Source organism: Sinosporangium album (assembly GCF_900100605.1).
Lineage (GTDB): Bacteria > Actinomycetota > Actinomycetes > Streptosporangiales > Streptosporangiaceae > Sinosporangium > Sinosporangium album.
This window is the reverse complement of record NZ_FNCN01000001.1, coordinates 238322-259444: the sequence shown is the minus strand read 5'-3', so window position 1 is coordinate 259444 and position 21123 is coordinate 238322. Positions and strand designations below refer to the sequence as shown.

General features: G+C 71.7%; 19 protein-coding genes. 7 read left to right on the top strand and 12 right to left on the bottom strand.

All coding sequences use genetic code 11. From position 1 onward, the window contains the following. Positions 1 to 52: 52 nt before the first annotated feature. Both BLQ73_RS01090 and BLQ73_RS01085 read right to left on the bottom strand, forming a co-directional pair. Positions 53 to 259, bottom strand: a complete 207-nt coding sequence (locus BLQ73_RS01090; RefSeq protein ID WP_093167263.1) for a hypothetical protein — start codon at positions 257 to 259, stop codon at positions 53 to 55. Positions 260 to 512: 253 nt separating this feature from the next. Then, entirely contained in the window at positions 513 to 1064 is a 552-nt protein-coding gene (locus tag BLQ73_RS01085) for a TetR/AcrR family transcriptional regulator (protein WP_093167532.1), read from the bottom strand. Positions 1065 to 1161: 97 nt separating this feature from the next. On the opposite strand from BLQ73_RS01085, the gene BLQ73_RS01080 reads away from it, so the two are divergent. Beyond that, on the top strand, positions 1162 to 2061 hold the full coding sequence (locus BLQ73_RS01080; protein WP_093167261.1) for an NmrA family NAD(P)-binding protein: 900 nt from the start codon (positions 1162 to 1164) through the stop codon (positions 2059 to 2061). Positions 2062 to 2274: 213 nt separating this feature from the next. On the opposite strand, the gene BLQ73_RS01075 is transcribed toward BLQ73_RS01080, so the two are convergent. The 3 genes from BLQ73_RS01075 to BLQ73_RS01065 form a co-directional block, all read right to left on the bottom strand. Further along, the gene (locus BLQ73_RS01075; protein ID WP_093167259.1) at positions 2275 to 3060 is read right to left on the bottom strand and encodes an enoyl-CoA hydratase-related protein; all 786 of its coding nucleotides are present in this window, start codon (positions 3058 to 3060) and stop codon (positions 2275 to 2277) included. Positions 3061 to 3130: 70 nt separating this feature from the next. Continuing rightward, positions 3131 to 3481: a hypothetical protein gene (locus BLQ73_RS30855; RefSeq protein ID WP_143020068.1), complete on the bottom strand. Its 351-nt coding sequence runs from the start codon at positions 3479 to 3481 to the stop codon at positions 3131 to 3133. Between the two features lie 234 nt (positions 3482 to 3715). Then, positions 3716 to 4864: a helix-turn-helix transcriptional regulator gene (locus BLQ73_RS01065; RefSeq protein WP_093167255.1), complete on the bottom strand. Its 1149-nt coding sequence runs from the start codon at positions 4862 to 4864 to the stop codon at positions 3716 to 3718. A gap of 223 nt (positions 4865 to 5087) precedes the next feature. On the opposite strand from BLQ73_RS01065, the gene BLQ73_RS30850 reads away from it, so the two are divergent. From BLQ73_RS30850 to BLQ73_RS01055, 3 genes are read left to right on the top strand one after another with little or no spacing between them, the layout of a single operon-like run. Continuing rightward, positions 5088 to 5519 (top strand): hypothetical protein, encoded by a 432-nt coding sequence (locus BLQ73_RS30850; protein ID WP_143020067.1) that lies wholly within the window; start codon positions 5088 to 5090, stop codon positions 5517 to 5519. Continuing rightward, positions 5516 to 6085 carry an ATP-binding protein gene (locus BLQ73_RS01060; protein WP_093167253.1) on the top strand — a complete coding sequence of 190 codons (570 nt, stop codon included), beginning with the start codon at positions 5516 to 5518 and terminating at the stop codon, positions 6083 to 6085. Before BLQ73_RS30850 ends, BLQ73_RS01060 begins: the two co-directional genes overlap by 4 nt. Continuing rightward, positions 6082 to 6555, top strand: a complete 474-nt coding sequence (locus BLQ73_RS01055; protein ID WP_143020066.1) for a GntR family transcriptional regulator — start codon at positions 6082 to 6084, stop codon at positions 6553 to 6555. The genes BLQ73_RS01060 and BLQ73_RS01055 overlap by 4 nt, the downstream gene beginning before the upstream one ends. Positions 6556 to 6826: 271 nt before the next feature. Here the strand turns inward: BLQ73_RS01055 and BLQ73_RS01050 are convergent, their stop codons facing one another. Together BLQ73_RS01050 and BLQ73_RS01045 are read right to left on the bottom strand one after the other, a co-directional pair. Next, on the bottom strand, positions 6827 to 8620 hold the full coding sequence (locus BLQ73_RS01050) for a serine/threonine protein kinase (RefSeq protein WP_093167249.1): 1794 nt from the start codon (positions 8618 to 8620) through the stop codon (positions 6827 to 6829). A 57-nt stretch (positions 8621 to 8677) separates the two neighbouring features. After that, complete coding sequence (locus BLQ73_RS01045) at positions 8678 to 10054, bottom strand: FAD-binding oxidoreductase (RefSeq protein ID WP_245690655.1); 1377 nt, start codon at positions 10052 to 10054, stop codon at positions 8678 to 8680. Between the two features lie 246 nt (positions 10055 to 10300). On the opposite strand from BLQ73_RS01045, the gene BLQ73_RS01040 reads away from it, so the two are divergent. The 3 genes from BLQ73_RS01040 to BLQ73_RS01030 all read left to right on the top strand — a co-directional run bounded on the left by BLQ73_RS01040 (position 10301) and on the right by BLQ73_RS01030 (position 15501). Beyond that, entirely contained in the window at positions 10301 to 13126 is a 2826-nt protein-coding gene (locus tag BLQ73_RS01040; protein ID WP_093167247.1) for an immune inhibitor A domain-containing protein, read from the top strand. 170 nt (positions 13127 to 13296) lie between these two features. Further along, the gene (locus BLQ73_RS01035; protein ID WP_093167245.1) at positions 13297 to 14235 is read left to right on the top strand and encodes a diacylglycerol/lipid kinase family protein; all 939 of its coding nucleotides are present in this window, start codon (positions 13297 to 13299) and stop codon (positions 14233 to 14235) included. A gap of 69 nt (positions 14236 to 14304) precedes the next feature. After that, positions 14305 to 15501 (top strand): sensor histidine kinase, encoded by a 1197-nt coding sequence (locus tag BLQ73_RS01030; protein WP_176955206.1) that lies wholly within the window; start codon positions 14305 to 14307, stop codon positions 15499 to 15501. 90 nt (positions 15502 to 15591) lie between these two features. Here BLQ73_RS01030 and BLQ73_RS01025 read toward each other — a convergent pair whose 3' ends face one another. The 5 genes from BLQ73_RS01025 to BLQ73_RS01005 form a co-directional block, all read right to left on the bottom strand. Beyond that, a complete protein-coding gene (locus BLQ73_RS01025; protein ID WP_245690653.1) occupies positions 15592 to 16719 on the bottom strand; it encodes an aminotransferase class V-fold PLP-dependent enzyme in 1128 nt (375 codons plus the stop codon). 12 nt (positions 16720 to 16731) lie between these two features. Further along, the gene (gene egtD, locus BLQ73_RS01020) at positions 16732 to 17673 is read right to left on the bottom strand and encodes an L-histidine N(alpha)-methyltransferase (protein WP_093167524.1); all 942 of its coding nucleotides are present in this window, start codon (positions 17671 to 17673) and stop codon (positions 16732 to 16734) included. Between the two features lie 93 nt (positions 17674 to 17766). After that, positions 17767 to 18477 carry an ergothioneine biosynthesis protein EgtC gene (gene egtC / locus BLQ73_RS01015; RefSeq protein ID WP_093167244.1) on the bottom strand — a complete coding sequence of 237 codons (711 nt, stop codon included), beginning with the start codon at positions 18475 to 18477 and terminating at the stop codon, positions 17767 to 17769. Then, positions 18477 to 19781, bottom strand: coding sequence for an ergothioneine biosynthesis protein EgtB (gene egtB / locus BLQ73_RS01010; RefSeq protein WP_093167242.1), 1305 nt, complete (start codon positions 19779 to 19781; stop codon positions 18477 to 18479). Before egtB ends, egtC begins: the two co-directional genes overlap by 1 nt. Next, positions 19778 to 21073 carry a glutamate-cysteine ligase family protein gene (locus tag BLQ73_RS01005; protein ID WP_093167240.1) on the bottom strand — a complete coding sequence of 432 codons (1296 nt, stop codon included), beginning with the start codon at positions 21071 to 21073 and terminating at the stop codon, positions 19778 to 19780. Before BLQ73_RS01005 ends, egtB begins: the two co-directional genes overlap by 4 nt. Positions 21074 to 21123: the final 50 nt, after the last annotated feature.

Sequence of the window (21123 nt, the reverse complement as noted above, 5' to 3'; positions counted from 1 at the left end):
AGGGTGCCGGCCGAAACTGCGGCCTTCGGCCGGCACCCGGGCGTGTCAGAGGTCAGTTGAGCACCCGTCTGGCGATGTCGACCAGCAGTTCGCGCGGCACCTCGACGGCGGCCTCGCCGTCGAGGACGTCGCGGAGGTCGGCCAGGGCCTTCGGGTCGGTGACGTGCAGCCCTTGGACGACGATGGTGCCCCGGTCGGTCTCGTAGAGCGAGGGGCACGCGCCCGCCTCGGAGGTGGAGGCGAGAAAGCGCAAGCGCATGGTGGTTCCTTCCCCGTGTCCGTAACCATCGTGCAATTGCGCGCAAACCTACGCAATTGAGGGTTGCGTGAGCGTTGCGGGCAATTCAGACACGGCTCTGCCGTACCGGTTCAGAGCAGGACAGCCATGGTGGCGGAATCACGGTGCCGCGCCGGTCGATGACGCGGCGCGGTGCACGCCCTCGATCGGGTCAGCAGCGCCGACGAACACGTCGACCGGCTGCCGGCCGTCCTCAAGGCCTTCTCCGCGCGGATCACAGCCGCCTGATCGGGCTGAGTCCCGTGATCGCCAGGTCGAGGAGGCGATTGGCCTCGGCGGCGGGGTCGGGATGGGTCTCGGTGGCCAGGGCGATGCCGGTGATCAGGGCGAGCAGGTCGGTGACGGTGACGCCGGGGGCCAGGTCGTCCGCGGCCTGACGGACCAGCGGCTCGCCCGCCTCGGTGAGCTGCGTGGTGGCGCAGTGTTCGTGTTCGGCGTCGGCCGTCCGGTCGCGGTTGAGGGCCATGGCCAGCCCGCGGATCGTCGCGGCCGATGTGGTCACCGCGCCCAGCCACTCCAGCAGCGCCCCCCGGGTGTCGGGGCGGCCGAGCCGGTCGCGGGCGTGCGCGCAGAGGGTCTCGACGCGGTCGCGGAAGACGGCTGCCAGCAGGGCGTGCCGGGTGGGGAAGTGGCGGCGTACCGTGCCCGATCCGACGCCCGCGATGCGGGCGATCTGTTCCAGCGACGCGTCGGCGCCGTTCACCGCAATCTCCGCTTCGGCCACGGCCAGGAGGCGCGCGTAGTTGCGCTGGGCGTCGGCGCGCATGGGCTTCACCTCAGGAATTGCTAAACGGCGGGGGTCTCCGTATCCTACCGGAACAGAAGCGGCGGGCCACGCCGTTTAATTTTCGCAGAGGAGTCCCATGTCCCACGTTCTGGTCACCGGTGCCACCGGGCAGCAGGGCGGCGCGACCGCCCGTGCCCTCATCGCGGCGGGGGTGCCCGTCCGGGCCCTGGTCCGCGACCCTTCGACGGCGAAGGCCAAGGCCATCGAGCGGCTCGGCGCCGAACTGGTGACCGGCGACCTCACCGACCGCGACTCCCTGGTCGCGGCCGCACAGGGCGCCCGCGCCGTCTTCTCGGTGCAGATGCCCCCCATGGCGGGCGGCCAGCAGGGCGCCTCCTTCGACTTCGACGGTGAGATGGCCCAGGCCGTCAACCTGATCGGCGCCGCTCAGGCCGCCGGAGTGCCGCAGTTCGTCCACACGTCCGTCTCCGGCGCCGATCACTTTGTCGACGGCGAGCGCTGGGCCTCGCTGAAGCCCTACTACGTCACCAAGGCCGGCATCCAGGACAAGGTCCGCGAGGCCGGGTTCACTCACTGGACGCTGATCAAGCCAGGTTGGTTCATGGAGAACTTCCGGCCCTCGGCGGCGTACCTGTTCCCCCGCGGCGTCGAGGGCGGCCTGGTCACTGTGCTGAAGCCGGACACTATGCTGTCCCTGGTCGCCGTCGACGATATCGGCCGCGCCGCTGCCGCGGCCATCATCGAACCCGAGCGGTTCCACACCGTCGAACTGGAGCTTGCCAGCGACTACCGGTCAATGCGTGAGATCGCCGCGAATCTCGCGAAGGCCCTGAAGGCCGACCTGACCGCGCCCGACCTGACCGAGGAGGAGGCGCTGGCCAAGGGGATGCCGGTGTGGGCGGGCGTATCGCACGAACACACCGGCACCTTCGGTCAGCCCGCGCGCCCGGAGTTCGCGCGGGCACTCGGCATCCCGTTGACGACCTTCGAGGAATGGACCGAGAAGTACCTCTAACCGGCCATCATCTGGTCGCGGAAGAGCCCGCGTACTCGTACGGGAGTGTCTGGGCCACCGTGAGGTTCAGCAGCGTGCGGAGGCGGGCGCGGGTGCCGAGCAGCGCCTCGATGATGGCGGAATCACGAGGGCCGCGCCGATCGGCCGCGCGGCGCAGCGCCCTGCGGGATGGTCAGCGCCTTGGACGCACCAGGACAGGAGATGCGGGCCCGCTCAGGCCATCGGCGGGATCCACGAAGCCGGGCGCTTCTCCATGAACGCGCGGATGCCCTCCTGTCCCTCCTCCGACGTGAACCGCTCCGCCGACAACCGCGCCATCTCCTGCAACCCGTCGTCGAACGACAGCGCCGGAAGCTCCCGCACCAGCCGCTTCGTGATCGCCAGAGCCTCCGGACCGCCCCGCAACAGCATGCCCGTGTAGTGCGCCACCGTCTCATCCAGAGCGGAAGCCGGCACCGCCCGCGTCAACAGCCCGATCTCCACCGCCCGTGCGGCGTCGAAGACCTCGCCCGTAAGAAAAAACTCCCCCGCCGCACGCGCACTCACCCGGCGCAGCACCGGCACCGCGATCATCGCCGGCACCACCCCCAACCGCACCTCACTGAACGCGAACGACGCCTCCTCCGGCGCCACCGCGAAATCACACGCCGCCACCAACCCGAGCCCACCCGCCCGCGCCGTACCGTTCAAGCGGCACACCACCGGCTTCGGACTCTCCCAGATCAAACTCAAGATCTCCGGGAACGACGCCGTCACCGGCGCCTCCGCCTCCCCCTGCCGCCGCGCCACCCGCTGCTCCTTCAGGTCCGCCCCCGAACAGAACACCGGCCCGGCCCCCGTCAGCACAATGACCCGCACACCCGCGTCCCCAAGCGCGGCATTCAACCTCTCCTCAAGATCGCCCAACAACCGCACCGACAGCGCATTCCGGTTGTGCGGTGAATCAAGAGTGATCGTGGCGACCCCACCCTCAACCTCAAGATGAACCAGGCGCGTCACTTCGGCTTCCCCTCACATCCTCACGGGCCCGATCGGCCCCGACAGCCAGGACCGTACCGCCCCCACCCCACTAGATCACCCAGGGGTACGGCTTCAGCCCCGAACTCGGGCCCGTCCCACCACGGACGGCGAGTCCAGGATCGGTGTCACGGGAGCCGGGGGGGCGAGGGGCGGTCTGGTCCGGGTGATCAGTGGCGGCCAGCGTGCCACCGACGACGAGAACAAGAGCGCCCGCAAGCCAGCCCCACAAGCCGGGGGCGGGCACATTGCGAAAGCCCTCCTCGGAGGCGACCGTGACCCGGGGCGTCACCGTGGCGAGATCGCGCTCCAACGTGGAGGCGGCCGACGGCCGGTGCATGCCGACACCCGCAGCGGAAGCCGCAGCCCCTTGGCCGCCCGCCCCGTAAAACGCACCAGCCATGGGGTCAGCATCACCAGGCCGATCACGACCAGCACGGCGGAGCCCCACACCCACACCGCGCCCGGCTGGCGCCGCGCCACCACGGTCGCCCCCAGCCCCACCTACTGTTTGCCTGCCATGAGGCCTAGGTGTTTCACGGCGGCCTTGAGGTCTGAGCCGTGTTGACGGTCCTCGACGGCGGCGACGATTTCACGCACTCGCTTGTCGAGGCGACGGGATGCGACGAACACATGGTCAGCGTTGTTCGATCTCCGCCAACAGCATACGGAGAGTCAAACTGTGCTTCTCCGTCGGCAGCTTCGCGAGGGCTTCCCTCGCGAGACTCACGCCGCTACGTCGGTCCCCGGCGCGAACCAGCATCAACCCCTTATGCATCTCCAGGTGGGTTGCAAAGCGCGGGAGATGCGCAGGGAGGTGCTTCGCGGCCTCCTCCTGTGCGATCAGCGCCGTCCGCTCATCCCCGAGTCGGGCGGCTAGCAGGCTCACGAACACGTTCACCCTCCAGAACGGCACTGCGTAGTCCGACTCTTGTTCTTCGCTGCCTGCGACGTCGAACACCCTACGGACCTCTTCGATGAGAGTTCGAGCGGCATATTGGTCGCCGCGGATCGCCGCCACGTGAGCCTGGCCGGCAAGCGCGTTCAGTCTGCCCAGCGACGGCCTATCGGAAATGGCCAAGGCCTGGTTGGCGAACGACTCGGCCACTGACAGCGAGGCACCCTCATAGCCAAGAGCGATAGCGGCCCTGCCGCGAACCCACACGCGAGTACTGTCATCTCCCGACCTGTCGGCCGCTTGCGCGGCCAACAAGTACCAGTTGACGGCCTTGGAGCCGTCAACGCCGGGAAACGTTTTGCCATACAAGGTCATGAGCTTGGCTGCGACATCCCACCGCCCGGGGGTGTCGAGCTGCTGCTGCAACACAATCAGGTCGCCTGCAAGGCGACGCTGGATCTCGGCGCTACCCAGGGACATGTAATCGCTGCCGTAGGCATCGATCTTGGCATGCCAGTCGTCCAAGGTCGGGCCGCTCCTACCGAGCGCGGCTGTGAACCCTTGGTCAAGCAGGTCGGATGCGGCTACGGGGGCGATGGATAGCGCGGCAACGTCTGTCAGAAATGTCCGGCGTTTCACTTCAGACTCCAACGGTGCTGAAATGGGTGCTTCCAGCACTGTAGCTAGGTGCTTCGCCCAAAAAGGCCCAGGGGTCCGCTTTCCGCGTTCCCAGCGTGACACCAGCTCCCGTGTCACCGTCGCATGCCCGGCAGCATCGCAAAGCTTGCTGGCCAACTGGCTTTGAGACCAGCCGTGCGCCACCCGAAGTTCCGCAATCACCCGCCCCTGAGCTGCGGTGTCGGGGCGAAGAGCTTTCGCATTCGGCATGCCTCAATTATGGGGTGCGGGCTGTTCAAAAGCCCTGCGTGTTACGGTCGGGAGCCAATTGCGGCTCCCCCTTTGGCTACCCCCTAGGCTCCGCGCTGGCTGCCCGTGTGGCTCTCCCCCCGGCCAAGTGCGTTGAGCGACCATTGCATCCCGACAAGCAATTAGCCCGTTGCGCTATAGCTACAGAACGGGCGGGCACTGGACCGCATCGGAGGTGTGATCCATGTTCCAGCTGACGGCGCTACTCATGGCCGATGAACAGCAACCGCATAAGACGGATACGGCCTTCCTGGAGAACTATGCCGTGGTGTTGCGCGAATGGGGGGTTCGTGCCCGTCTGACTTCTGACCGGCTATGCGTCTACTCGTTCCTCTCAGGCTCGCTGGAGGCTGTCGTAACAGTGGACCATGCTCGGGAAGGTTTGGTGTACCGCTATACCCCCGCTGACAGTGATCGCGCCCACCGTGTCATCTCGGTCGCTAAGTTCCGCGAGATCACGACGTACGCTCCGATGACCTTGCCGGGCGTCCTCCCTTACAACCGGGAGGTGCCCGCGCCGTGGCCACTTTGCAGCCGAGCTCGCGAAGGCTGGGTATGCGGTGCTGTATACGCATCTACCTGCCCCGCGCGGGCAATAGACGGCGGTGGGCGATGAGCGCGGGTGAAGGAGGCACGCTCACCGCGGACGCCGGGGCGGCCCCGGTGTTCAAGGACAGCCGGGGAAGAACGTTCATCCCTCCGACCGGCATGGGCGATCCCCGGCTACTTCTCGCCGCCTACCGTCTCATGCCTGACGGGATGGTGTGGCGGCGGCTGTTCCCCAGTCGGGCGGACCAGGCGCGGCAGGCGCGGGAGCTGGTGCGCTGCATGCTGCGCGGGCACGACCGCGCCGAGGACGCGGAGGCGGTGATGTCGGAGCTGGTGAACGTGGCGATCGCGCACGCGGCGGGCAGGCCGTTCTTCTCGTCGTTCATCGCCGAGGTCCAGCGGTTCGGCACGGCGGGCGAGACGCTGCGCGTCACGGTCTACCACTGCGGGCCCACGGGCATCCCCACCTACCGGCAGCGGCACAGCTCGATCTCCCGCCGGCCGATCGCGGGGACGGCCGACGAGCGCTGCCTGCTGGTCGTCCACGGCCTGGCCGACGCGGTCGGGTACTGGGACGCCCCTCCCGGCGTGCCGACCTATCCGATGAGCGCGGAGTTCACGGCCCCTGCGTGAGCCCACCCGCAGCGACGAACGAGGGAAGCGAGGCCATGCGCCTACCCCAGCAGATCGCGGCCCGGCTCAGGGCCGACATCCACGACGGAACACTCCTACCGGGCCAGCTCCTCCCCTCGGAGTTCCAACTCGTCGAGCGGTACGGCGTGTGCCGGCACACGGCGCGGTGCGCGGTGGCGCTGCTGCGCGAGGAGGGCGCGGTCTATACCGTGCGGGCCGAAGGCTCGTATGTCGGCCCGCGGAGCGCCCCCAGGCGCCGCCCGCCCCTCAAGTGCGAGGAGGTCGCGGGCGACCTGCGCGAGCGGATCCGCGACGGCCGGCTCCGGGCGGGCGAGCGCCTCCCCAACGAGGTCGTGCTCGCCGCCCGGTACGGCGTGGCCCGCGACACGGTCCGGGCGGCCATCAACCTCCTCCGGGACAGTCGACTTGTCCACACGCTGCCGAGGAAAGGGACGTTCGTCGCCGACTGACCCGGCAGGCACGAAGTCAGGCGGGCGGATGCTTGTGCAGGTGCTCCCAGACGGCCTCCAGGCCCTCGGCCGAGCCGACCAAGGGGGGGTAGGCGAGGGGGTGATGGCCCGTCTGGGGCGGTTGCGCGTGGGGGGAGGTATCCGGCAGAAAGAGGACCGGCCGCTCTTCCTGCCCGTTTCATCTGGCATGGCCACACGGAACGAAGGATTCTCCTTGTCGGCTCCCTATGACGGCTGGGGCCGGGACACGAGTCCACTCGCCGCGAGGCGGTCAGCCGCAGTGGCTCCAGGGGCTGCGCCAAGTGCTGCTCAGGTAGGTGCCGCCCCACATCATGCAGGCCTTGGGGGCCGAGAGGATGACCGGTCCCGCGTAGTAGGCGTAGTTGCCGGTGTCCTGGCCGGATGCGCCGGCCTTGATCTGGAGGGTGGCCGACATCTTGGGTTTGAGCGAGCCGTTCACGCTGGTGGCCATGGTGATGACGCAGTTCTTCTTGGTGCCGGCGTTGTAGAGGAGGTAGACCGTGGCCTTGCCGCCGGCCAGGCCGCGTTTGTCGATGACTTTGTAGCCGGTGCCGCCCTTGGACGCGCAGGCCGCGACGGGTGTGTGGGGGTTGGGGCTGGTCTTGGGGGTCGCCGCCGGCTTGGTGGGTGTGGGGGGCGGGGGTTTGGGGGTGGCGGTCGGCTTGCCGGTGGCGGTGGGGAGGGGGACGGGGTATTCGGGTTTGAGTTCGGAGCGTTCGGGGGTGGAGCCGCCGCCGGTGGGCCGGTCGGCGGTCGGCGTCTGCCTGGGCCTGCCGGGCGCGGGGTCGACCGGCGGGGTGTGCGTGGCGTCGGCGGGGGTCGGGATGGTCCTCGCGGGCACGCGGGTGGGCTCGGTGGACGACAGCGCCGGGCCGGCCGGGTCGGCCGATGGCGAGGGGGCCGAGGCCGGGGCGGGCCGCGCCTGTGGGAGCGTGGCCGGGGCGTCGGTGGGGGAGGGTTGTGTCAGAGCGATCGACACGGCGGAGAACTCCATGCCGGTCGTGTAGAAGATCCCGGCCCCGAGGAGCGCCCCGGTGGCGACGGCGGCGGTCGTCAGGCCGACCGCCCGCTTGCCTCCCGGCGTGCGCCCGCGCGGGCCTGCGGGCCTCGGCGGGTGCGGGCCGACGGCGGCGCCCGCCGTACGCGGCACGCTGGTCGGCCCGCTCGCCGGTGCGCCCACGGGTGCGCCCACGGGTGCGCCCACGGGTGCGCCGGGGCGTCGCACGGGCGCGGTGGGCTGCCCGGTGAGGTGGGACACGAGGTCGTCGGCGGTGGGCCGCGCGGCCGGGTCTTTGGCCAGGCAGGCGGCCACCAGTTCGCGCAGCGGCCCGTCCAGGGAGCCGAGTTCGGGCGGCTGGTGCAGGATGCGGTTCATCACGACCGGGATCGAGTCCTGGCCGAAGGCCGGTGTCCCGGTGGCGGCGAACACCATGGTGACGCCCCACGCGAACACGTCGGCGGCGGGCGTGACCGCGGCTCCGGCGAGTTGTTCCGGGGCGAGGTACGACGGGGTGCCCATGGCCATGCCCGTCGCGGTGACGTTGGGCGCGTCGAGCGCTCTGGCGATGCCGAAGTCGATGACGACGGGCCCTTCGGGGCCCATCAGCACGTTGGCCGGTTTGAAGTCGCGGTGCAGGATTCCGGCGCGGTGGATGGCCGCGAGGGCGGTCGCCGTACTGATCGCCAGGCGTTCGAGGGCGGCCCCCCGGCGCGGCCCCTCGCGGTCGACGAGTTGCCGCAGCGACGGCCCCGGCACGTATTCGCTGACGATGTACGGCTGGTCGCCCGCGAGGTCGGCGTGCAGCACGGGCGCGGTGCAGAACCGTGCGACGCGCTGGGCGACGGCGACCTCCCGCAGGAAGCGCCCCCGCGCCTCCTCGTCGGTCGCCAGGCCGGCGTGCAGCAGTTTGACGGCGACCGACTCGCCGTCGGGTCCCCGCCCCAGGTAGACGACGCCCTGTCCGCCCGCGCCGAGACGCCCGGTCAGCTCGTAGGAACCGAGCCGGGCCGGGTCGTCCTTCGTGAGCGCTTGAACCTCTGTCACGGTGCCCCCCGTGCGGACCCAATCTGGTTCATGTGGGGCAGAACGCTACCAGCGGTTCTAGTTCTGGATGGCTTTCCCCGGGTTCATGATGCCCAGCGGATCGAAAACCTGTTTGATCCCGAGCTGTACCTCGCGCCCCACGGGGCCCGTCTCCAGGTCGAGCCACCGGCGCTTGAGCAGGCCCACCCCGTGCTCCCCGGTCAGCGTGCCGCCGAGGTCGAGCGCGGCCCGGAACACCTCGTCGGCCGCCGCCCACACCTGCGGCGGAGGCTCGGGCAGCCCGTGGTCGAACACGAAGACCGGGTGCAGGTTCCCGTCGCCCGCGTGGGCGACCGTGCAGATGAGCACATCGTGGCGTACGGCCGCCGCCTCGATCGCGGAGATCATCTCCGGCAGCCTGGACCGGGGCACGCAGACGTCCTCGACCAGGCAGGCGCCGAGGCGCTCCTTGGCCTCGTAGGCCATCCGCCGTACGCCGATCAGCTCGTCGGCCTCCTGCGGCGTGGAGGAGGCGGCGACGAACGACGCCCCGCACTCGTCGAACAGCGCGGCCATGCGCTCGGCCACCGCCTGCCCGTCGGGCGTGTCGGACTGGGCGATGAGCATCGCCGCGGTGTCGGGGTCGAGGCCGATGTTGCGCCAGTCGTCGATGGCCTTGAGCGTCGCGCGGTCCAGCAGTTCGAGCAGCGACGGCCGGCACCCGGCGGCGATCACCGCGGCCACGGCCTCGGCGGCCTGCCGCAGCGTGGGGAACTCGGCGGCGACCGTCGCGGGGGGAGCCGCCGGGGCGCGCTGCAGCCGTACGGTGGCCGCGGTGATCACCCCGAGGGTGCCCTCGGAGCCCACGAACAGCCCGGTCAGGTCGTAGCCGGTGACGCCCTTGACGGTCCTGCGGCCGGTGTTCAGCACGCGGCCGTCGGGGAGCACGACTTCAAGGCCGAGGGTCGAGTCGCGGGTCACGCCGTATTTCACACAGCGCAGGCCGCCCGCGTTGGTGGCGAGGTTGCCGCCGATGGTGGAGATCTCGTAGGAGGACGGGTCGGGCGCGTACATCAGCCCGTGCGCTCTGGCGGCCCGGTCGAGGTCGGCGTTGATCACGCCGGGTTCGACCACGGCGATCTCGTCGGCGGGGGACAGTTCGCGGATGTCGGTCATCCGCGCGAGGGACAGCAGCAGGCCGCCCTCGACCGCGGTCGCGCCGCCCGCCAGGCCGGTGCCGGCGCCCCTCGGCACCACCGGCACGCGGTGCTCGGTCGCCCACCGCATCGTGGCCACCACGTCGTCTCGGGTGCGGGCCAGCACGACGCCCAGGGCGCGGCCCGGAGTGAGGAAGGTGCGGTCGCGCGCGTAGGAGTCGGTCACATCCGGGTCGGTGACGACCCGGCCTTCGGGGAGGACGCGCAGCAGGCTGTCGAGGGATGTCGCAGGTGTCACCCTCCGGACTTTACGGCCTGTCCGCCCGTGCTTCGTTCGAGGTCGAATGTCCACTTGTCCTGACAAGGCGAGATTTACCGAGAAAGGTTACGTTTTTACAACTTCCGCGATCAACTTTACTGTGCCGTTACTTTGTGCTCTAACGTCCCGGTTCGTATCTCATGACGCTCGCGTCACATCTGTCCGAGCGCCCCCTTCGCGGCGCTCGACGACGTCGCCCGCAGATCCGGGTGAGGGAGGCAGTTCGTGTCCAGCAGAGGAAGAGCCGTACGGCGGAGGCTCCTCGCCGTCGTACCGATCGTCGGCCTGGCCACCGCGGGGCTGGCGGTGGCCGGAACGCAGCAGGCCGCGGCCGACCGCACGGCCGTACGGGCCGCCGAGTGGGCGGCCGACGGGTCGCGCGCCGACTACCGGCCGGCGGCGGCGGACTACTACATCAACTACGTTCCGCCGCAGGTCGCCAAGGAGGCCGAGGAACCCGCGGCCCCGGGCATCAGGCCCAAGGCCCGCGCCGAGTCGCACGCCCAGGCGGCCGACCGCAAGTTCGTGAGCGGCAACCCGGCGGCGGCGCGGGTGCTGGCGGCCAACGAGCAGCGGGCCCTGCGCACCGGAGCCAACCCGGCGGACTTCGTCTTCAAGAACAACCCCCGCAAGCAGACGGCCAAACTGCTGACCCTGCTGGTCGAGTTCGACGAGAAGGCCAACGACGACTTCTCCGGGTTCCGGCGGCCGAAGAGCCTCGACAGCGACCCGGCCAACCCCGCCGACTGCGTCACCGAACCGCCCGGCACCCTCAAGAACGGCCCCCTGCACAACCGCATCCCCGACCCGGCGAAGGCCCCCCGCCTGGACAACAACTCCATGTGGGTGCCGGACTTCGGCCCCAAGCACTTCAACGACATGCTCTACACCGACAAGGGCATCACCCGGCGGGTGCGCACGGACCTCAAGGGCCCGGACGGCAAGCCGGGCGTCGACATCTCCGGCTACACCCTGAAGAGCATGTACGAGGAGATGTCCAAGGGCGCCTACTCCGTGAGCGGCGAGGCCGTCGGCTGGCTCAAGGTCCCGCACTCCGAGGCGTGGTACGGCGCCGGCGTGTGCGGCAACATCCCGCAGGACACCAGCGGCCACCCCGACAACCCGCGCGGCGCCGCCCAGCTCGCCGTGGACGCCGTCAACGTGCTGGCAGCCCAGCGGCCGGACTTCCCATGGCGCGACTACGACATCGAGGACATCTCCGATGCCGACGGCGACGGCAACCGCGCCGAGCCCGACGGGGTCATCGACCACCTCGTGCTCGTCCACGCCGGCAAGGACAAGTCGGCGGGCGGCGGAGCCGAGGGCACCTACGCCATCTGGGCCCACGCGAGCGCGGTGACCGGCGGCCACACCGTCCCCGGCACCAACATCAAGATCTCCAACTACATCGTGCAGCCGGAGGACTCCGGCGTCGGCGTCTTCGCCCACGAATACGGCCACGACCTCGGCCTCCCCGACCTCTACGACACCACCGGGGCCGCCGAGTCCGCGGTGGACTTCTGGGACCTCATGTCCAGCGGGTCGCACGCGGGGCCGATCTTCCAGTCGATGCCGACCCACATGGGCCTGTGGGGCAAGTGGGTGCTCGGCTGGGCCGATCCCAAGGTCTTCAACCCCGGCGACCGGGCCAAGGCCGTGGCCGTCGGCCAGACCTCGCGGACGCCCAAGCGGACCGAGGACGGCGTGCGCGTCAACCTGGAGAGCGCCCCGCTGCAGATGGTCCGCCCGCACAGCGGCACCAAGGCGTGGTGGTCCAACATGGACCAGGAGTGGGCCGACGTGAAGCTCACCCGCGACATCGACGTCCCCGCGGGCACCGACGTCCGCTTCTGGCTGTGGAGCAACTACGAGATCGAGCCCGACTGGGACTACGGCTTCATCGAGGTGTCGGCCGACGGCGGCGCCACCTGGGCCGAGCAGAAGGTCTACGACCAGGCCGGGACGCCCGTCACCACCTCCGACGACTACGCCGACCCGAACAAGCGGCTCAAGGACTTCGGCAACAAGAAGTACGGCCTGACCGGCACCACCCCCGGCTGGCGGCACGACTACGTCGACCTGACCCCCTTCGCCGGCAAGAAGATCAAGCTGCGGCTCCGCTACGACACCGACGCCGCCTTCACCCCGCGCGGCTGGCACGCCGACGACTTCTCCGTCTCCCATGGCGGCGTCACCGTGTGGAGCGACGACGTCGAGTCCGGCAGCGCCGGCTGGACCGCCACCGGCGGCACCTTCACCAACACCTCGGGCCAGGGCTTCGGCGTCAACGACGGCAGCCGGTCCGTCGACCGCTTCTACCTCGCCGAGTGGCGCAACCTCGACGGCTTCGACAAGGGGCTGGCCCACACCTACGACACGTCGTATTCGCGGGACGGCGCGTGGAAGGTCGAGAAGGTGAAGTACAACGCGCCCGGCCTGCTGGTCTGGTACCGCGACTCCACCCACACCAACAACAGCAGCATCTCCTCCAACCTGGAGCTCCCGCCGAGTGTCGGCTCGAAGGGGACCCTGCTGCTCGTCGACTCCCACTACGAGCCGCTCCGCCGCACCGGCGTCGCCGCCGAGAAGGACACGAGCCTGCGCAAGAACCTGAACGGGCGCGTCCAGACCTCCAACGCCGCCTTCTCCTTCGGCAGGACCCAGGCGTTCCGCGAGTGCCTGGAGGCCGCGGGCGAGCCGTTCAGCGAGTACTGCACGGATCTGCCCAGGCTGCCCGGCGTCCGCGAGTTCACCGACGCCAAGACGTGGTATCCGGGGCTTGAGGTGCGCGACGGCCAACTCGGCTACCGCGACTTCGACGCCTCCACGGTCATCCCGGCCAAGGGCGACCAGCCGTACACCACGCGGGTCGTCAACGCCGACGGCACCCCCGCCACCGCGTTCTACGGCCAAGACCTCGGACAGGGGAACATCCTCGGCACCGGCAACCCCGGCGAAGAGGGCAAGGCGCTCGGGGTGAAGTTCCGCCTCCTGCGCCCGCTCCCGGGCAACGTGGGCGCGATCGTGCGCGTCACACCCCCCGCCAAATAGCCCCTCCGGGCACACGCGGCCACCCCGGCGGCAGCGCCGGGGCGACCGCCGCAGTCCGTACGGCGCGAGCCTCGCGGCGCGTCGCTTGCGCGCCCCGCCCACCGGGCCCAGGGCCGTACGATGTGAGCGCCGATCGCGCGCGCCGCGGGCGACGGGCGACCACGGAAGGCGTGACCGTTCTGCGCACCAAAGCCGAGCACACCCAGGCGATCCTCAGCGAGCGCCGGGTGGCCGTCGTCGTGAACACGCATTCCCGGCGGGGCAGGCGACGCCACCCCGAGGTGGTCCGGCAGCTCCGGCTCGCGGGATTCCAGCCCCTCGGGATGTTCGTCGTCACCGAGACCGCGAAGCTGCGCAAAGCCCTCGACGCGGCCCTCGCCCTCGGCCCCGACCTGCTGATCGTCGGAGGGGGCGACGGCACCCTGTCCACCGCGGCCAAACACCTCGCCCACCAGGACGTGGCGCTCGGCGTCCTGCCCCTCGGCACCACCAACAACTTCGCCCGCAGCCTCGGCCTGCCGCTCGATGTGGCGGGCGCCGTCCGCGTGCTCACCACCGGCAAGGTCGCCGACATCGACCTCGGGGTGGCCGGCGACATCACCTTCGCCAACCTCGCCAGCTTCGGCGTCTCCGTCGAGGTGGCGGGAACGGTCCGGCCCTGGTTGAAGAAGATCCTCGGCCGCGCCGCCTACCCCGTCACCGCCCTCGCCCTCCTGCCCGGCCACCACCCCTTCCGGGCCGTCCTCACCGTCGACGGCCGCCGCCACGAACTGCTCACCCACCAGCTCAACATCGCCAACGGCCGCTTCCAGGGCGGCTGGCAGATCGCCAAGGACATCAGCATCGACGACCGCATGCTGGTCGCCTACCAGCTCGGCTCGGGCAAGCGGCTGCGCCTCCTGCTGGAGACCCTGGTCCGCGCCACCACGGGACGCTGGCGCAGCCTGGCCGGAGGCCCGTTCGTGGTGGGGCAGGAGATGATCCTGGAGACGTTCCCGCCCATGTCCGCCGATGTCGACGGCGAGGTGCGCCTCCTCACTCCGGTCACCCTCCGCGCCGAGCCGAACGGCCTGCGCGTCATGGTGCAGGCGGAGTTCGTCGACACCTGATGCTTACTTCGTAAAGGCGTGGTCCGGCCGACCGCGTGACCGGCGCGGCGGGCTGTATGCTCCGGGCTCGTGGAGCCGCTCGTCGCCGTTCTCCTGATCAGTGTGCTGATCGTCATCCCCGCCGCCGTGGTGTGGCGGATGTGGCGCGGGCGGCGCGAGCTCGGCGGCGGGCCCGCCGAGCGGGCCACCTTCGAGACGCTGCACACCGCGTCGCTGGCCGCGCCGCCGCTGCGGGCAGGGCTGTCGCAGGCCGGGGCGGAGAAGGCGGCGCGGCACCTCAGGCAGCTGCTCGGCTCCCCGGCGCTCGCGATCACCGACAGGGAGCGGCTCCTGGTCTACGACGGCGCGGGCGACCACCACTCCCGCGACGTGTTCTCCCACGCCGCGCGCACCCTGGAGCAGGGCCGCACCCAGGTGCTCGGGCCCGACACCGTCGCGTGCGGGCGGACCGACTGCCCGACGGAGTTCGCGGTCGTCGTGCCGCTCACGACCGACGGGCGCGTCGTGGGGTCGCTCGCCGCCTACGGCACGCACGCCTCCGCCGCGCTGGTGCGCGCCGCCGAGGAGGTGGCGGGGTGGGTGAGCGGGCAGCTTGAGCTGGCGGAGCTCGACCGGTCGCGCACGCTGCTCATCGAGGCGGAGGTGCGGGCGCTGCGGGCGCAGATCTCCCCCCACTTCATCTACAACTCCCTCACCACCATCGCGTCCTTCACCCGCACCGACCCCGAGCGCGCCCGCGAACTGCTGCTGGAGTTCGCCGACTTCACCCGCTACTCCTTCGGGCGGCACGGCGAGTTCACCACCCTCGCCGAGGAGCTCCGCTCCATCGACCACTACCTCACCCTGGAACGCGCCCGCTTCGGCGACCGCCTCCAGGTCACGCTGCGCATCGCGCCCGAGGTGCTCGGCGTCGCCGTACCGTTCCTGTGCCTGCAGCCCCTCGTGGAGAACGCCGTACGGCACGGCCTCGAAACCGACGCCGTCACCGGCCGCGTCACGATCCTCGCCGAGGACGCGGGCGCCGAATGCCGCATCAGCGTCGAGGACGACGGCCTCGGCATGGACCCCGGGCGCCTGGCCCGCATCCTCGCCGGCGATCTCGCCGAACGCTCGGAGCAGGGCGGCGTCGGCCTCCTCAACGTCGACGAACGCCTCCGCCAGGTCTACGGCCACGAATACGGCCTCGTCGTCGAGACCGCGCTCGGCGCCGGCACCAAGGTGTGCGTGCGGCTGCCGAAATACCACCCGAACGTGTCCGCCCGCTGACCAGCGCCGCCCGCGCCCATCACGCCGTCCGCGCCGTCCGCGCCGACTGCCGCGACCGCCGCGGCGGCCTGCCGGCCGGCCGGTCGGCCGCTAGCGGGTCGCGAGGACCCCGGCGAGCCGGTGGAACACCTTCTCCGACGCGCCGGGGGAGGGCGAGACGCGCAGCAGCGAGACCGTCATGTCGCCCGGGGCCCGGGCGGGCGGCACGACGGCCACCGCGAGGCCCGCGGCGGCGGCCGAGGCCGCCGCCGACTCGGCCGTGCTCCCGGCGGGCGGGCGCAGGGTGACCAGGGCGGAGGGCTCGTCCAGAGGTTCGAGGACCTCCCAACCCCCCACCCCGTGGAGGATACGGCGGGCCTCACCGCCGAGCGCGGCCAGGCGGGCGTGGACCGCGCCCGGCCCGAGGGCGTGATGCTCGAGTACGGCGACGCCGAGGCCGACGCGGGCCGCGATGGGCCCCTCGTAGCTCTCGTAGTCGGCGGCGGGCCGCAGGGCGCCGCCCGGCTCACTCGGGGGCAGGATCGAGAACCCCGCGCCCCGCGGGCCGGCGAGCCATTTGCGGGACGTGCCAACGTAGGCCGCGGCGCCGACGCCGCGGGTGTCCACGTGGCCGGCCGACTGGCAGACGTCGAGCACCAGGGGCACCCCCGCGGCCCGGCACATGGCCGCGGCCCCCGCCGCCGGCTGCACAACGCCGCGGTGCGAGCCGATGTGGGACAGCACGAGAAGGTCCAGCCCGGCGGCGAGCACCCCGCCCAGGCCGGAGAGGTCGAGGCGGGACCAGTCGCCGAGGGGGACGTCGACAAGTGTCCAGCGGTGCCGTACGGCGAGGCGGCGCAGCAGGGCGACGGTCGGACCGTATTCCGCGCGGGTGACGCCGACGCGGGCGCCCGCGGGAAGCGGCCAGTCGGCGAGCAGGGCCGCCATGGCGGCGGTGCCGCTCTCCGCGAAAGCCACGTCCTGCGCCCGCGCGTCGACGAGCGCCGCCAGCGCGGCCTTGGGCGTGGCCATGTCGGGCACGGCCGCGTAGCCGCCCACCTCCCGTTCGCGGTGGAGGTGGGCGACCATCGCGTCGAGGACCCGGTCGCTCGGGACGCCGCAACCGGCGGCGTCGAGGTGCCCCTGCGGGTGGGCGCCGCGGGCCGCGCGCCACACCCGCGCGACGTCGCCCGCGGAGGGCGTGGCGGCGGCGGTACTCATCGTGGCGGCGGTGTCCATGGGCGGCGGTGTTCAGACCGAGGCCAGGACGAGGCTGAAGTCGTCGCTCGGATCGGTGTCGAAACGCCTGACGGTGAAGCCCGTCTCGCGCAGTTCCTCCCGCAGCCTGTCGGGCCTGAACTTGGTGCTGATCTCGGTGCGCATCTCCTCCCCGGCCGTGAACATGACGCTCATCCCGAGCCCGTGGATGCGCACCGCCATGTCGCGCGTGGCCCGCAGCCGCATCTCGATCCGGTCGTGCCGGTCGTCGTACAGCGCGACATGGGCGAACGCGTCCGGTTCGAAGTCGGCGTCGAGCTCCCGGTTGATCACGTGGAGCACGTTGCGGTTGAAGGCGGCGGTGACGCCGGACGCGTCGTCGTAGGCGGCGATGAGCCGGCCGGTGTCCTTGACGAGGTCGGCCCCGAGCAGGAACGTGTCGCCCGGCCTCAGGGTCGCCCGCAGGCTCTTCAGGAACACGTGGCGGGCCTGCGGGTCGAGGTTGCCGATGGTTCCGCCGAGGAAGGCCACCATGCGCCTGCCCGTGCGGGGCAGCAGCGCGAGGTGGTGCTCGAAGTCGGCGCGGACGGCCCGCACCGTCACCCCCGGATAGCGGGCCGCGAGCCGGTTGGCGGCGGACAGGAGCGTGGCCCCGTCCACATCGACGGGGGTGTAGGCCCGCAGGGTGCCGGCCTCGGCGAGCGCGTCCAGCAGCAGCACCGTCTTCTCGCTGGTGCCGGAGCCGAGTTCCACCAGGGTGCTCGCCCGGGACGCCGCGGCGATGTCGCCGGCGCGGGCGCGCAGGATGGCCAGCTCGCGGCGGGTCGGGTAGTACTCCTCAAGCCGAGTGATCCGCGAGAACAGGTCGCTGCCCGCCGCGTCGTAGAACCATTTGGGCGGCAGCCACTTGGGCGTGGACGACAGGCCGATGCGGACATCGTGTTCGAGGTCGTGGCGCGGATGGCCCGGGTCCATATGGTCGATCAGGCTGACGGTCGGTTGAGCCGGGCGGGCCGGATGGCTGACGGACACGGTGCCTCCTCGTGGCGGGACGGATTCGGGAGAGCTCTAGAGCGGCAGCACCTCCGCGCCGCGCGGGGTGACGAGCACGAGGCTGCGTTCCGGTACGGCGTGCCAGCCCGGCCGGTCGTCCAGCGGTTCGCTGGCGACGAGCGTGCCCGAGGGCGCCTCGGCGCGCAGGAAGAGCGTGTCGCCCCACGTGGTCGCGGCCAGCGACGTGCCGTCGGCGGCGAGCAGGTTCAGGCGGGCCTCGGCGTCCTTGGCGCCGGCCGTCGAGACCACCTCGGCCAGGGCGTCGCCGAGGGCCGCCCCGGCGCGCAGGCGCAGGAACACGGCGGCGGCGACCCAGGCCGAGTCGCAGGTGCTTTCGGCTGCGTCGGCGAGGTCTCTGACGGCGTCGCGGGCGACGCGCCCGTTGTGGCTGAGCAGCCACGGCCCGTCGGTGAAGGGGGCGGTGGCGCTCTCCTCGACCGGCATGCCGGCGGTGGCCGAGCGTACGGCGGCGAGCAGGCAGTGGGACCCGGCCGACTCGGCGAGCGCGGGCACGTTGGCGTCGCCCCAGATGGGGACGGCGCGGCGGTAGCGGACCGGGGCCTGCCTGCCCTCGGCGTACCAGCCCATGCCGAAACCATCGGCGTTGATCATGCCGTGGCGCTGGAGGCGCGGGGCGTAGGACTGCCTGAGCAGGCCGTACTCCGGATCGTGGATCAGCGAGGAGAGGCTGCGCGGCTGACCGAGCCAGGCGGCGTGGCGGCACATCACGCCTCCTCGGGGGTGGCGTCGCGGGCGCAGCGGAACCCGGTGAAGATCTGGCGGCGGATCGGGTAGTCCCAGTTGCGGAACGTCGTGCGCACCGCGGCCGGGTCGGCGGCCCAGGAGCCGCCTCGCAGCACCCGGTGGTCCCCGCCGAAGAAGACCTCGCTGTACTCCCGGTAGGGGAAGGAGTGGAAACCCGGGTACGGCAGGAAGCACGACGACGTCCACTCCCACACGTCGCCGATCATCTGCTCGGCCCCGTAGGCGCTCGCGCCCGCCGGGTAGGCGCCGATCGGCGCCGGCCTGGCTGCCCGATGGCCCAGGTTGGCCCGGTCGGGGCCGGGGGCCTCGTCGCCCCAGGCGTACTTCCGGGAGCGTTCGGCGTCGGGGTCCCACCCGCACGCCTTCTCCCATTCGGCCTCGGTGGGCAGGCGCCTGCCCACCCAGCGGGCGTAGGCGTCGGCCTCGTACCAGCACACGTGCTGCACCGGCTCGTCCATCGGCACCGGTTCGCGTCTGCCGAAGCGGGCGCGCCACCAGGTGCCGCCGTCGCGGGTCCAGAACAGCGGCGCGCGGGCGCCGCTGTCCCGCAGCCACCGCCACCCCTCCGGCGACCACCAGCGGGGCTCGTCGTAGCCGCCGTCCTCGATGAACGCCGCGTAGGCGCGGTTGCCGACGGGGAACCGGTCGATGAAGTACGCGGGCAGGTCCACCCGGTGGGCGCGGCGCTCGTTGTCGTAGGCCCACGGTTCGGTGTCGGTGCCCATGAGGAACGGCCCCGCGGGCACGAGCACCTCGTCCGCGCCGCGCGGGCGGCGCCCCGGCGGCAGGTCGGCGTCGCGGACCAGTCCGGGCTGCCCGGAGAGCTGGAGGGTGGCCAGCATGGTCTCGTCGTGCTGGTGTTCGTGCTGGATGACGAGGCCGAAGACGAACCCGGCCCGGTGCAGCGGGTCGGGCGCCGACAGGTCGAGCCTGTCGAGCACGTCGAGGGTGCGTCCGCGTACGCCGGAGATGTAGTGCCTGGTCTCGGACGGGCCGAGGATGGGGAGCGAGGGGCGGTTCTTGCGGGGGTGCTTGAACGCGTCGTACAGATCGTCGATCTCGGGCCGCAGCGGCGTGATGCCGCCCGCTTCGCGCAGCACCCACAGCTCCTCGTAGTTCCCGATGTGCGCCAGGTCCCACACCAGCGGCGACATCAGCGGCGAGTGCTGCCGCAGCAGGAGGTCGTCCTCGGCGTCGGTGTAGGCGAGCGACCGGTTCCGCACGGCGGCCAGGTCGGCGGCGATCCGCTCCTTGAAGTCGTTCAAGCCAGTCCTTCCTCACTGAGCCAGGGCGGCAGGGTCCGCCCGGATCCGGTTGGTGTCCGTGCGTCTGTCAGGTCGGCCGCCGGCGACCGGCCGGCGGCGACGTGGCGGTCGGCGAATGCCGCCACTTGCGCGACGAGCGCCGGTCCGGCGCCGAGGCGGGGCAGCGCGGCGAGGGCCGCCTCGAAGCAGGCGGTGGCGGCCCGCCTCAGCGCCGGGTCGGCCAGCCCGAACCGCGCCGCCCGCAGCCACGCGGTCCGCCCGTCCTCCTCCGCGGCGGAGGGGGAGTACGGCACGGCCCCGCGGTCCAGGACCGCGGCCATGGCCGCCTCTCCGGCGCGGTCGTCGGTGATCAGCGCGTGGGTGACGGCGACGCACACGGGCCAGTGGGCCGGGTGCTGGGCGTCGAGGTAGCGGATCTCCAGCCATCCCCGGGGCCGCACCGGCGGGAAGAGGGTGGTCGCGTGGTAGGCCAGGTCGTCGAGGGTGGGCGGGGGGCCGCCGCCGGTCAGCCAGTCGCGGAACGTCGAGCCGTCGCGCACCGGCCTGCAGGTGTGCCTGTTCTCCCGCACCAGCATGAGCCTGGCGTCGAGCAGGTAGCGCATCCAGGCCAGCGCGGGGTCGCCGGCGGCGGGCACGGGGGCCGTGCGCGTGCGGTCGAGGTTGTCCCAGACGACCTGGCGGCCCGACATCCAGCCGCAGGGCCGGCCGCCGCTGAGCGGCGAGTTGGCGAAGGCCGCGGTGAGGACGGGGCCGAGGGCGTGGGCGCGTTCCCACCGCTGTGCGGGCCTGTCCCCGAGGTCCAGGTTGATCTGCACCGAGGCGGTCGAGCACATCATCAGCGCGCCGTAGGGGAGGCCGAGGTAATCGGCCATCGCGTTGTAGCGCGGCTCGTGCACCTGCCGGGCCGCCGGGCGCAGCGGGTCGAGCCCGGTGCCGGCCAGCAGCAGGCCGGCCGGCAGGAGCGCGGCGCGGACGGCGGCCACGTCGGAGGTGGCCTGCGCGACGGCTTCGCGGAGTGGCGCGGCGGGGCAGGACAGTTCGAGCTGGCCGCCGGGTTCGAAGGTCACCCGGGTGCCTCCGGGGAGCGGCGGCAGCGCTTCGGCGATGCGGGCGAGCGGCACCGTGTCGGCGGGAGCCGTACGGTCGAAGACCAGGAACTCCAGTTCGACGCCGACGCGGTCGGCCCCGGGGGCGGCCTGCCGCGGAGGGGATGCGGGGAAGCAGGAGCGCGCGTAATCCTCCACTGCCGAGACATGCAGGATCGGTGTGTCCTCGGCCGTCAGACCGACCATCGCGTCCCCTTCCGCCGGATGCCCTCGGGACTACAGACCCGTGAGGCGGC